This is a genomic window from Puniceicoccaceae bacterium, assembly GCA_040224245.1.
In the GTDB taxonomy this organism is placed as follows: domain Bacteria; phylum Verrucomicrobiota; class Verrucomicrobiia; order Opitutales; family JAFGAQ01; genus JAKSBQ01.
In genome coordinates, this window is sequence record JBEGIR010000070.1 from 25376 (window position 1) to 38277 (window position 12902).

Genomic DNA, 12902 nt, shown 5'->3' on the forward strand with positions numbered 1-12902 from the left:
CATTAGGGTGTTTGAACGGGTGGCAGGATTGCAAAACAGGCAAGATGATCCTTTATGTGGGACGATGAAAAGAAGCGAAGAAGATTTCAAGAGGTACAAGGAAGCAGAAGCAAAAGCACTGGAGTGGCTTTCGCAGATGAAAGCGACCAATGCCAACCCTGTAGACATGGAGTTGGCTCTGCTGGTGGCCGTGTATGAATTGCATAAAGGGTCATTGCCTGCGGGAACTGTAACCCGCGTGATTCAGGGGCACCTTGCTACCCTGGAGAGTTATTATGGCGGAAGCTGAACTCACGCAAAGCATGTGATGCCAAAGCGACGCTCAGACTGACATTTGGGTAGCTGTTCGCGTCGGATTTCCTCGCTCCTGTGCGGGTAATCTGCACGGACAATCCGGAGCAGCAAACAGCGGCGATTTTGATTTACTTTTCGGTGGGGATTGCGAAGGGTTAAGCTCGGCGTATTCGTATAACGTTGATCCCATTGATGAGCCTCGCACCCGTAAAACACTACTATAGCAAATCTTCGGTTGAAGCCTGGTTTCGCCACCTGACGAAGGACTGGGAGGGTTATTTTTCGCAGGAACAACTGAAGAAGGGGCGGGAAATTTATCTGGGCAATGGTATTCGTGAAATCGAATTGAGTGCTGAGGATGCCATTGTGCATTGTGAAATCGGGGACAAAGCGTATTATTCGGTGATCACTTGGAGTCGGCAGGGTCCCCAGGTACGTTCGTCCAGCAAAAAAAGAGGTAGACCTGAGTCCATTGCCGTTGCCGGAATTTATCAGATCGAAGAACTCATCGGGGATCTGATCAGCGAAATGCCCATCGATCTGTTTGGCGAAGACAGGGAGGATGATGGGGAAATCGAACTCGAGGCCGAAGATTTTGAGTCGATTGAGGATGCGGAGTCGATCCCATCTGGAAAGAGCCAGGAAGAACCTGCTACAGTGGAGGTTGAATTACCCCAGCGCAATCGACCGCTGGTGCTGACCTTCCGCGGATCTGAGGATGGACTTGGCTTTGATGCGTGCTGGATGAACCCGGATGGCGTGCAGGAACCCGCGCTTTCCATCGGAGAGGATGCCAGTCCGGTGTTGAGTGAACTGGAGAGTGAATCCCTGATTCGACTGGCTACGATGGCGCGAAAGGCGGGCTTCACGCTCGACAAGGAGACACGGTGTTTCATGATGCCCGACATTGGGCGGTTTATCCCGTTTCTCAGCCATGTCCTGCCCAAGTGGAAGGCGCATTTTACCATCGTGCGCGAAACGGAGGTCAAGCGTCTCATGCAGGGCATTCAACCGGTTGAGGTGGACGCTACGGTCGAGGAATTTCTCGAAGGCGACCAGCAGCGTTTTGAGATCGACTGGAACTATAAAAGTGGGGGACGGGTCTTTACCCGACAGGAATCCGAGGTGCTCAACAGCCGTCGCGGTCAACCCGTCTATTTGCCCAATCGCGGCATTGTGCAGCTGACAGATTCCCAGGTCAACCTGTTGGACCGATGGTCGGAGTTTCGCAAGGAAGCTTCCCGACAGCGGGTTGAGCGCTATATGATTCTTTCACTCTTTGGGGAGGGAGGCTACAACCTCAAACTTTCCAGGGGGTTGCTGCACTGGAGGAAAAAACTCTTTGCGGCACCGCGACCAGTGGATGTGAATGGCGGGTTCTTCCGGGACTACCAGCACAAAGGCGTAGCATGGATGAAACACGTGCTGGAGTCGGGTTGCCATTGCCTGCTCGCCGATGAAATGGGTCTGGGAAAAACGGTGCAGGTGCTGGGCTTGCTGGCGGAATTGAAAAAGGCATGCTCACAACCGAGCATTGTGTTTTGTCCCGCCAGCGTGATTCCGGTGTGGAAATCGGAAGTGCAGCGCTTTTTTCCGGAGTTGAATATCCTTCAAGTGACCGGGCAGCGTTCGATTGCGGAGGCGAACCTTTCGGAATTTGATCTGGTGATCTGCAGCTACACTCAACTGCGTCGCAATGTGGAACTGTTTCGGGAAACGCAATTTCGCTGCTGTGTGCTCGATGAGGCCCAGGTGATCAAAAATCCCGACACCAAAGTATCCCGTGCGTGTTTTGCAATGCGCTGCCAGTACCGCCTTGCGGTGACGGGCACCCCGATCGAGAATCACTACAAGGATATCTGGTCGATTTTTTACTTTTTGATGCCCGGATTGCTGGGCAACCGTACCCGCTTTGATAGCATGGTGGAAGGAGGAGGGGAGGGTTTTTCCATGCGATTGCGCAACCAGCTTGCGCCCTTCATCCTGCGTCGCACGAAGGAAGAAGTGATCGCTGAGTTGCCCGACAAAAATGAGATGCAGCTCAACTGCAGCATGTCTGATGTGCAGAAGAAGGAATACACGCGTCTGGTACAGGAGGGACTCAAGCGCATCTCCACTGATGATGCGCTTGATACCCTGCAGAAGCGGTCGTTCAGCTTTTTTGCGCTGCTCACCCGCTTGCGCCAGGTCTGCTGTGATCCGGGCCTGCTTCCGTGGATGGATGTGGATCCTTCCAAAAGCGCCAAGATTCAGTTGCTGGTTGAAAAACTTGCCGACATCTACGATGCGGGCCACAAGGTCGTGATTTTCAGTCAGTTCGTTGGATTGATTGACCGACTCAAGACGGTGTTGGAACGGGAATTTCCCGCACTGAATCTGTTTGTATTGACTGGTAAGACGGTGGATCGTGCGAAACCAGTCGAGGGTTTCCAGAACTCGGCGAATCCGGCAACCATTCTGGTCAGTTTGAAGGCGGGCGGTACGGGAATCACGCTGCATGCTGCAGACTATGTCTTTTTGCTCGACCCGTGGTGGAATCCGTCGGTGGAAGCACAGGCGATTGATCGGGTGCACCGTCTCGGCCAGGAAAATCCGGTCTTCGTCTATCGTGTGATCACGACGGGAACGATTGAGGAGCGAGTGCAGCAGTTGCAGCGGGAAAAACGGGAGATGTTTCGCACGCTCATTGAGGATCTCAAGGATGTCAGTGAGCACCGGGAGCACCTCAACGCGCTGAAGGAGCTTGTCGCACTGCAAAACTGATCTCACGGTTGCTTGTTTCCTGATCTTTTTTCAACAAATCAGCCCGCATTCTCCAGATCGATGAGTGGGCATTGTTCGTCCTTCAAACCATGCTGAAACAATCCACTGCTTCCTATTCCCGCTGGAGCCACGCTGGTTTGGGCCTACTATGCTTTTTGTTGATTTGGTTCCGTCTGCCCGGACTCTATGCAGCGGGCAATTTTGTGGCAGAGGACGGGTGGGTCTTTTTTGCAGATGCGTTCAACGAGTCATTTCCATTGGTGTTGTTTAAGCCCTATGCAGGGTATTTCCACCTGCTTCCGCGACTGATTGCGGAGCTGGCAGGTGGGTTGGACTTTGCAGTGCAACCCACGGCCTATGCGGTCGTAGCAGGGCTGTGTTCCGCCCTGTTGCTGACCCTGTGGTATTTACCGGTTTTTCGCTGTCACCTTGCATCAGATGGCCATCGGGCGGCCATCGTGCTCCTGCTTGCCGTCTGCCATCATGCGGAAAATCTCAGTCTTGTATTGGGACTGCATTGGTATTTGAGCTTTGCATTGGCATTGTTTGCGCTGGCACCTCTCCCTGCGGGGAAAAGTGCGGGGATGATGACAGCAGGATTATCGGTACTGGCCGCTTGGTCCAGTCCGTCAACAGTTGCGCTGGTGCCGTTGCTGGTGTGGCGCTTCTTTCGCCCGCTGAACCGTCGCCATCGGTGGTGGTGTGGATTCACACTGCTCCACATCGCATGTGCGCTGGCCTTTATGGCGTGGATGCGGGTGGATGAGCCGTCTCGCGTGGCGCATGCCTCTCCGGGTGAATTGGTTCTGGCGACCAGGGTTATCATGGTGCGTGGCTGGCTGGGAAGTACCCTAATTGGAGAACCGCTGGCGCAGGCATTGGGAGCGCTCTCACCACATGTGCTGGATGCACTTGGTGTGGGGGTGGGGTGTTTTCTGATGGGCATGGTCTGGCGATTGAGGTGCCGAGCGGGTTCTGGTTTGGGCTTGCCTGGGGTCGAGGTGATGTGGGGCATGGCAGCGATCCTCATGCTGGCATTGAGCTTGCTGCGCTCGCTTTATGTGGCTGAGACTGCTCAAGCAGTATTGCCGCGACACATTCGTTACCTGACAGCTCCTTCGCTGCTGCTGTTGGTGTTGGTTTGGAGCCTGATTTACAAATGGGCGACAGCTGTGCCTGGTTGGCGGATTCGGTTCGTTTGGGGGTTGTGGCTGTTGCAGTTTGGGGTGCTCCTGATCGGAATGCGCAAAGCAAAACATTGGACGCGGGAGTTTGAGCATTTCCCATGGAGCGAACAAGTACCGGCCGTTCGTCAGTTTGCACTCCCAGGGGCGGAGTCAACCCCTGCCTCGCTCTATGTTCCTTCCGATGTGCCGTATTGGGGTCCGGTTTTGAAACGAAACGGGGGCTACCAACACCTGCCCGAGATGGGATGGGTAACGATTCGAGGACTCGAACAATCACCGGAAACTGCGGAAGCCATCGCATGGTTCGGACGATTTCGGGTGGGGACATCGTGGCCGTGGATTGAGCATGAGCTGCTTGGGAAGGTGGAATATCATGGTGAGTTTGAGGGCAGAGTTTGGTTTCGCGACGAAGTTGGCTTATTGTATTTCAGCAGTCCACTGATGTTTCCGCAGTTTTGGGTGATGGACGGACTTCAGTTTTCGTTGGCGATACCTGATGCGAGTGAATCCCTTGCGCAACCTTGAGTCCTTCGCACAAGGGATCAAGCTGCGGGCAATGGCGGGAATGTGACGGATTTGTCATGATGCGACGAAAATTTGACAGTTCAGGATTTGAGTTCTGTTGCACTTGAGGCATGGTGAAAGTGATTTTTGGGGAATCGAAGGGCGCTCCTCCAGCGTTCGATGCTCCGTTTGTTCACCATGAACCGGCATTTTTATACCGAAAAGGAAAACCTGCGCTCTCGTTTGATCCTGATGGGGGAACGCACGACAGATGCGTTTAAGACGGCGCTGCGCGGTTTGCTCAGCGAGCGCATTGTCGATTGTGAACAGGCGATCGAAATGGATTTGGAGATTGATCGACTCGAGCAGGATATTGAGTCTGAAGCAGTGCGCTATATCTCCTTGCGCTCTCCGGTGGCCAGTGATTTGCGCATGGTGATGGCGGCCCTCAAAGCGGCTGGCCGCTTCGAACGCATCGGTGACAGTGCGCGAAGTGTTGCTCGTCGCAGCAAGCGCATCTTGTCCGAAGGTCGTCTTGAAGTGGATCTGCTCGATATTGAGGAAATGGCGGCGATTACACTGGAGATGCTGGAGTGTACGAAATCCATGATTCTGCAGGCCGACCGTGAGGAAATTGATCGCGTGTGTGGCATGGATCGTGAAGTGGATCTGCGCAATGAAAAAAATTTAAAGGGTTTTGTTGAGCAGGCACGACAGGATCCGTTCCGAGCAGCGGTGTTGTTTGAATTATCCCATATTTCCAAAACGATCGAGCGGGTGGCCGATCACGTCTCAAAGGTTGCGCGATTGATGGAACCTCTGACGCAGGAAGGGACCGATTACCGCCACGTTTCCAGCGTGGTTTTGTGACGCCCGTAATCACCGCAGGCATTTGTTTCTGGTGCGGTGCGATAGCAGTTTTGTCAAAACGAGTGCTTGAGTGAATGAAATCTGGGTCGATGGTCGAGTTGACGGCAGGCTCATTTCTGGGGGCCTGCAATTATAACTACATTCTACTCATGGCAAACATCATCAATGTTCTCATTATCGTCGACACTGCGAATCTCGTAAACGGAGGAAATCGTGTCTATCTCGTCAGCGATCACCCGGGTGATCATCATGAAGGAAGCCCTGAACTGACAATTGTCGCCAACGTCGGGGACTTCATCCGCTGGCGATCCGTTGCAGTCAATGCACGGGACCAGGTGGAGTTGATTCACTTTGACTGCGAGAGCAGCACTCAGGTCATCGAGCAGCCTTACTTTGCAAATGGTTGCTGGACAACTGAAGTGGTCAATGCGGGTTCTGAGCAATACACTTTTACCTTCTCGGTGAACGAATGCGGACTCTACTCCTGGGATCCCAAGATCGTTGTGCAGCCGCAATGAGTGAGTGCCGGATGGGATCACCGAGGATTTGAAGTTGCGTCGATACGTTCGAGGGAAAAGATGGAGCCAATATGGTGCACCCGGATGCAAGCTCAAATGATTCGTTTCAGGCGGTCGTCGAGTTTTGTCGGGACAACCAGCGCAAACACGCCCATCAAACCATCGAAATTGGCGAACGTGCCCTGCGCAACCACGGCGATCCATCCGACCCGCTTCATGCCCGACTCCAGTTGCATGTAGGCAATGCCTATGTGGCCTGCGGTAGGGTTTCCCGGGCGATTCCGCTCTACCGTGATGTCTTGGCGAAAGAGAGTACGCTGGACAAGGAGATCATTGCCGATGCCAATATTTGCCTGTCCAGCCTGTTCCTCAATCAGGGGGACTTTCACACCACCTCCACCTTTCTGGAGGCCGCTCTCGAAAGACTGCCCGAACACGGTGCCCTGCGCAAGATTCCGCACCTCCTTTACAATCTGGCCTGGTGCCAGAGCGAACTTCGTTTGTTTGAACAGGCCCGGAACAACTACATTCGGGCGTCAGACCTGTGTGATGAGATCGGTGACATGACAGGACTGCATTGCCAGATCCTGGTCTCGCTGGGCATTCTCTGCATGGACATGGAACACTGGGGGGAGGCCGACCTGCATCTCAATCGGGCGCTGCGCATGAGTGAGCGTCATGAAGATCCCCAGGGAATCGCAAATGCCAAGGCCGAACTGGGTCGACTCTGGCAGCAGTACCGGATGCCAGAGGAAGCCCTGCAGCTGTTTGATGAAGGCATTGATGGATTTCTTAAACTCGGGGAGCAAGGCTATGCGGCGGAGGTAATGCTGTACAAGGGACAGTTGTTGTCGGTAACCACAGTGGAGCTGGCTTCCACGGATTCTTCGCTCATCCTCTTCCGCGAGGCACTGGCGATTGCAGAGTCGCAGCAAAACCTCATGCTGCAGCAAAAGGCACACCAGGCCTTGAGTGGCGAATATGAGCGACAGGGCGATCCCGCTGGCGCTCTGCATCATTTCAAGCGCTACCATGAGCTGAGTCAGGCCATCGAATCCGACGTGAGTCGGCGGCGCGTGGAACACCTGCATCTGCTCACAGACCTGCACTGTGATCGGGTGCGGCATGATGTGGTGCTTGAGAAAAATGAAGAACTGGCGGTTGCCAATCAACGGTTGGCGCGATTGCTCGACGAACGTCGGGAACTGATGGGACTTGCCGCGCATGATCTGAAGAATCCGCTCGCCGGTATTCTCACGATGGTGGAGATGTTGCAGATGCATGAATGCTGCAAACAGTTTGCAGACATTCCATCATTGCTCGAAATTCTTGAAATCAGTGCAACGAGCGCTCGGGAGATCATTCACAACATATTGGAAGATGATCGCCTGGAGCAGGGAAATATTGAATTGAAGGAGGAACCGACCGAACTGGTCAAACTCTGTCGCGAAGTCATTCGCCTGCACGAACACCGTGCGGTTGCCAAAGGCATCCGCCTACAGTTTGAACCGACTTTTTCGAAGTTGGTGTGTCATGTGGACCCGTTTACCTTTCGGCAGGCATTGGAGAATTTGATCTCCAATGCCGTGAAGTTCTGTTCGACCGGAAACCGTGTAGATCTCACGTTGAATGTGGGAGCATTCATCGAGGTTGCCGTCGTGGATGATGGCCCCGGAATTTCAGAGTCGGATCAGGGCAAGCTCTTCCAACGCTTTGCGAAGCTTTCGAACAAACCCACCGGAAATGAAGGCTCATCCGGACTGGGACTCGCCATCGTGAAAAAACTTGTCGAACTCAATGGTGGAACCATTCACTGTGAAAGTGAATTGGGCAGGGGAACGACTTTTCGAATCTGCCTGCCTACCAGTGCATGAGTCCGCGCAAGTAGGCAGTCAGTTCCCTTGCATTGCGAAGTGCCTGGGCTTTGGAGGGATGCCAATCGGCTCCATATCCCAGCTCTCCCTGGGCTGACAGTTCAAAGTGAAAGACCCGAGGTGAAACGAGATTGCGGTTGCAGCGCTTTACCACCCGCATCAAGCCTTCCTTTACGTCTGGGTCGTTCAGCATCGGTCCCAGCAAACAGACGATGCGCGTTGATTCAGGGTATTGCATGAGCAGTTGCTCCACAAAGTTCTGGTATGCTGCCTCAAAGCGATCAGGGTTGACCCCGCTGGTGCTGAAATCATTGGTTCCGAGGTTGATACAAACGACATCGGGGATGAAGCGCGAAGCATCCCAAAGTGCTTCGGGGTGGGTAAAAAAACTGCGTGAATAGAGGCTGGGCAAGGCAGCATCACTTCCCTCATACGGGCCATCGTAGTTACGCACCATGCCAATGCCGGAGCGGGCAACGACCAGGTAGTCTGCTCCGAGGGCATGTGCGGTGTGCCATGCATAGGTATCACAAAAGTTTTGGGTTGACGGATGCCATGATGCGTTCGCGGTCGCTGCTTCAATTCCGTAGCCGCAGGTGATGGAGTCTCCAATGAATTCCAGACGACGGAATTCGGGTTTTGTCCACGGCAGCAATTCTGCTGTATCTGCTGCTTCGATACTGGCAATCTCAATGAGTCCCTCGGCTCCCTCTGTGGCCTTGACCAGCTCAACCTGTTGTGGCGTTGTGTCAGCCGTTGCAGGAAAGGAAAGCGTCATCCACTGTGTATCCACTTTCAGCTTCTCCTGTCGCTCCTGGTTGATAAAGGACTGCATCCAATTGCTCTCACCGTGGGAGCGCAGGTGAATGGAGACGGGGCCGCCCGTGTAGGTGAAACGCAGGCGGGTGCCGGAATACCCGAGCAGGGCATGGCCATCGGGAGTGAACTCCACTCGACCGCTGATGGCGATTGACGGGTGCGCTTCGATGGGATCTGCGTTCGCGCAGATGGAGGTGAACAGGCAAGCTATCGATAGGGTCAGAGTGAAACGGGTACAGTAGCAAATCCGGGATCGCATGAGTGGCCATGATGGACTCCTTCGAACGAAAGGCAATCCTGTGATGGTAGCGACTAGGTTTGTGTTGCAGGCAGCAATGGCTCAGCGCAGGCGATTGCAGCGCTCCGTGAGCAGAAGCTGATAGTCGAATTTTTGTCTGGGCAGTAGGTAGCTTCGCTCGAGTGCCAGCTTCCAGGCGATGGAGTGGTGCAGTAGTCCATTCACGCTTTGATTGACGAAGGATTCGGGAAGCCCCAGCAATTCTTGGCCCAGATAGTTGAGCAGGGTTGCCTTGTCGACGCGATGTCCGTTTGACCCCAGCGGCAGGGAGCACTCCAGGCCTCCGGGTTCTGTGAGCTGTGTATTGCGCAGCCCAAATCGGGGAGCGAGGCGGGTAATGCCCGAAGCGTCTGTCAGCAGGTGCCACTTGCCTGCGTGCATGCCAGAGTTCCCGACAAGGAAATTGAACAGCACGGTTTGGAAAAATGCGGCCCGTTCCTTCATGGGAAAGGTGGTGTGCGCATTGAGAATTGCCACCATTGACTCCATACTGACCGACTCTGCATCAGGCAGCAAACTCGCAAAGGGGATGAGCGGCAGAGTAGTGCCTTGGCCGACGCGATCCAGGCGACGCGACCAGAGTGCAAACCCCGCACTGGGTTCGAGGGTATCAATGAGGCCACACGGTGCCGTTTCAATCCCGGCAACGCTAGCGAGGTGTAGGGTGATGGCCTCATTTTCGGGTACACGTTCGTGCAGGACATCCTGTGGTTTGATCAGGTAGCGACCGCGTTGGGCGTCAGGGATGAAGCTGCATTGTTTGACGGCGAGCGTCATGACAGTCTTTGACTGTGATCCGGGAAAGCTATGGTCGGATTTTTGTTCGGCAGCGAGTGAGCGCAGATCGTCATGGCTCTGCTCCAATGCCTGGAGCTGCTTCAGGTGAGGGCTGAGCTTGCGAAGACCTCCCGGGGTGTAGGGAAAGGGATGGGGTTGTTCGGTCCATTCATAGGTGATGGGGCAAATGCGTTTCATGCAGTTTTTGGAAATCGGTTTTGATACCGGGCAGTGCGGAAATCACAGGACTGCCTGCGGGCAGGGACGCAAGCTGCGGGTATCAGCAATGGTATCCTGTGAATGGAGCAGGTCAATGGATCAGGAGCGGTAGTGCCACTCAAAAAATACGCTGCGAATCGGATTGATGGGGTGCCTTCAACCACAGTTCCATGTTCAGGGTTCGCAGGATTTTCTCAATGACATCGAGGCGAACGGTCGATTTCCCATTTTCCAACTGGGAAATGATGGCGCGACTCAATCCCGAGAGTGCTGCCAGCTCGGATTGGGAAAGCTGCGCAGCTTTGCGGGTTTGTCGGATCATTTGGGATAGTTGCATCATCGTGAGGAAGGCTGAAAATCCATTGGAAATGGGCAGAATTGCAAGGCGGAACTTTGTTTTTGGAGAAAGGATACTCCGATCATTTGCAAATCATCAGGATGGACGAGCAGGTTCTGCGTCATAAACGATGATCCGATTTGCACATCGCACCGCAATGCAACGTTGACCTTCGGGTGGAATTGCATTGCCTGTTTGCAGTTGCCCGTCGCTCCCCATGGAAGGCCTCATCATACTGATTCTGTTGCTCGTGCTGGTGGCACCGCTGGTTCTCTCTGTTATCGCGCTCGTCAAAGTCGGCCAATTGCAGTCCAAGGTGGCCCGGCTGCAGCGACAACTCAAAGCGAGTGGACAGGACGCGGATGTGCCTGTGCAATCGGCTGCTGAAAGCGTACCGCACCTATGCAAACCGCCCGTTGAGCACAAAGCGGTTCGAAGTGCTGAGGTGCCAAAGCCGAAACCAAAACTGGCAAAGGTGAGTCCGGTGCAGTCACCCAAAACCGGCTCCCCGCAAACCCCGCTTGAATGGTTAATGGGAGCGCGTGCGGCCGCATTTTTTGGGATCGCAATTCTTGTCGTGGGGGTGAGTTTGCTGATCGCCTACGCGATCCAGAATGCATGGATGGGACCTACGATGCGCTGTGTGCTGGGTGTCTTTAGTGGAACGTTGCTGGTCGGGATCGGATATGCGAGCGAATGTCGCTCTGCCAACTATCGATTGCTGTCGCGTGCCTTGACCGGTGGTGGAGGAGCGCTCTTTTTTGTGTCAGTCTATGCAGCCTATGGCCTGTATCACCTCATTCCCGCATTGTTGGCAGGAGGAGCATTGTTGTTCTGTGCGCTGGTGATTGGGGCACTCGCCTGGCTGTATCGCTCCCAGGCGGTGGCAGTGCTTGGCGTTGTCGGAGCGTTTCTCATTCCAGTCGTCATTCGGAATACGGTGCAAGAGGGTTGGTTTCTCCTGGCGTATGTGGCCTTGTTGAACCTTCCAGTCATCGGATTGGGGTTGTGGCGACGCTGGCAGTGGCTCTACAATCTGGCTTTTGCGGGCACAGCGTTTTATTTGTTCGAGTGGATGGAATTCTCCCGCGGCCAGCCCATCGTTGTCGGGCTGTTGTTTTCAGTTTTCTATTTTCTGGAATACGCGGCCCTGGGACTGCTGAAACTCCAAAAAGAACAGGAGCGAGCAGGCCGCATTTGGGATCAGATCCGTCTGATGCTGGCCTCAGTGCTTCTGCTTGCGGCGGTATTTACCTTGCTCGATGACAGTGCCTTTTCAATCTGGACCGGACTTTGTTTTGTGGGGTGTGCGGCAATGCACGTGGGGCTTGCCTGGTTTGGGTTCCGCGTGTTTCCAAACTTCACCCACGAGATTTTGTCACTGCTGGCAGGTGCTATCCTGTTTGCTGCTCTGGCATTGCCGGTACAGTTGGATGGAGCATGGGTTTCGGCGGGATGGGCACTGGAAGGGGTGCTGTTGGCGTGGATTGCCAGTCGAACCCGGTCTGCAGCCCTGCGGGCCCTCGGGGTACTGCTTGGGATCATTGGAATCCTGAAGGGACTTGCGTATGACGGGAGCCTCTACGAGCTGACGCCAGAACCCTTTCTGAATGCTCGATTTATCATTGGAATCCTGGCGGCAGGCCTCATGGGAGTGCAGGGCTGGCTGGCGCATCGATCTGAATGGAAGTCGTCAGGCTCGGGATACATCGGTGTGGCTGTGCTTTCGGGGTTAGCCATTGCTATTTCGGATGCGTTCTGGACGATGGGTATGGACTCGATCATGGCCTGGGGTGTGGTTTCATGGGTAATGCTGATTGCGGGAGCGTTGTTGCGCAAACTGGGTTCGGGAGGGAACAGACTGGATTGGCTTGGAGCGGTGATTCTGGCAATCGTGCCCCTCTTCGTGTGGTTTTTTGGCTGGGGCTTTGCACACGAGATTCGCGGCGCGGGCGCATTCATGCACGCGTGGATCTGGATCGAACTCGGAACCGTTGCACTGGCGCTTGCCTGCTGGTTCCTGAGCAATCCTCACCGCGCTGTCGGAAAGACAACTGCTGACGCACGTGCATCCTCAATGCCGGTTTCAGCGGGCATGGGCATGGTATTGCTGTCGATGGCTTCCGGAATTGCGTTGATCTCGGCAGAACTGCAGCACTCCAGTGAGCGCTGGGGTAGCATGGCCATGACGCTGTTCTGGGCACTTAGCTCGGTGGTTTTGATTTTAACGGGATTGGCTCGTCAGCAGATTGCAGTGCGATATCTCGGACTTGCTCTGGTTGTGCTGTGTGCGGGCAAGGTGGTCATGGTGGATTCAACTCAGCTGGAGGGGTTGGCGCGCATCGGTGCCTACATTGGCAGTGGAGTTTTGTTGTTGGTGCTTTCATTCGTCTATCAGCGGGCCAGTAATCATTTCAGCGCATCGCGAAAGTCATGAATCGA

10 protein-coding genes are annotated in these 12902 nt (G+C 54.5%); 7 read left to right on the top strand and 3 right to left on the bottom strand.

Going from position 1 to position 12902, the window contains the following annotated elements; translation table 11 throughout:
- Positions 1 to 64: 64 nt before the first annotated feature.
- The 6 genes from ABQ298_11375 (at position 65) to ABQ298_11400 (ending at position 8010) form a co-directional block, all read left to right on the top strand.
- On the top strand, positions 65 to 289 hold the full coding sequence (locus tag ABQ298_11375; GenBank protein ID MEQ9824976.1) for a hypothetical protein: 225 nt from the start codon (positions 65 to 67) through the stop codon (positions 287 to 289).
- Between the two features lie 197 nt (positions 290 to 486).
- Positions 487 to 3057, top strand: a complete 2571-nt coding sequence (locus ABQ298_11380) for a DEAD/DEAH box helicase (protein MEQ9824977.1) — start codon at positions 487 to 489, stop codon at positions 3055 to 3057.
- A gap of 89 nt (positions 3058 to 3146) precedes the next feature.
- The gene (locus ABQ298_11385; GenBank protein MEQ9824978.1) at positions 3147 to 4769 is read left to right on the top strand and encodes a hypothetical protein; all 1623 of its coding nucleotides are present in this window, start codon (positions 3147 to 3149) and stop codon (positions 4767 to 4769) included.
- Between the two features lie 177 nt (positions 4770 to 4946).
- Positions 4947 to 5618: a phosphate signaling complex protein PhoU gene (gene phoU, locus ABQ298_11390; GenBank protein MEQ9824979.1), complete on the top strand. Its 672-nt coding sequence runs from the start codon at positions 4947 to 4949 to the stop codon at positions 5616 to 5618.
- Positions 5619 to 5692: 74 nt separating this feature from the next.
- The gene (locus tag ABQ298_11395; protein ID MEQ9824980.1) at positions 5693 to 6136 is read left to right on the top strand and encodes a hypothetical protein; all 444 of its coding nucleotides are present in this window, start codon (positions 5693 to 5695) and stop codon (positions 6134 to 6136) included.
- A gap of 71 nt (positions 6137 to 6207) precedes the next feature.
- A complete protein-coding gene (locus tag ABQ298_11400) occupies positions 6208 to 8010 on the top strand; it encodes an ATP-binding protein (protein ID MEQ9824981.1) in 1803 nt (600 codons plus the stop codon).
- Here ABQ298_11400 and ABQ298_11405 read toward each other — a convergent pair.
- The 3 genes from ABQ298_11405 to ABQ298_11415 form a co-directional block, all read right to left on the bottom strand.
- Positions 7997 to 9088, bottom strand: a complete 1092-nt coding sequence (locus tag ABQ298_11405) for a GDSL-type esterase/lipase family protein (GenBank protein ID MEQ9824982.1) — start codon at positions 9086 to 9088, stop codon at positions 7997 to 7999. The two genes, ABQ298_11400 and ABQ298_11405, sit on opposite strands and share 14 nt — an antisense overlap.
- Positions 9089 to 9169: 81 nt before the next feature.
- Entirely contained in the window at positions 9170 to 10102 is a 933-nt protein-coding gene (locus ABQ298_11410) for a HipA domain-containing protein (GenBank protein MEQ9824983.1), read from the bottom strand.
- Between the two features lie 139 nt (positions 10103 to 10241).
- Positions 10242 to 10445, bottom strand: a complete 204-nt coding sequence (locus ABQ298_11415) for a helix-turn-helix domain-containing protein (protein ID MEQ9824984.1) — start codon at positions 10443 to 10445, stop codon at positions 10242 to 10244.
- Positions 10446 to 10677: 232 nt separating this feature from the next.
- On the opposite strand from ABQ298_11415, the gene ABQ298_11420 reads away from it, so the two are divergent.
- Positions 10678 to 12897, top strand: a complete 2220-nt coding sequence (locus ABQ298_11420) for a DUF2339 domain-containing protein (GenBank protein ID MEQ9824985.1) — start codon at positions 10678 to 10680, stop codon at positions 12895 to 12897.
- The last annotated feature ends 5 nt before the right edge of the window (positions 12898 to 12902 follow it).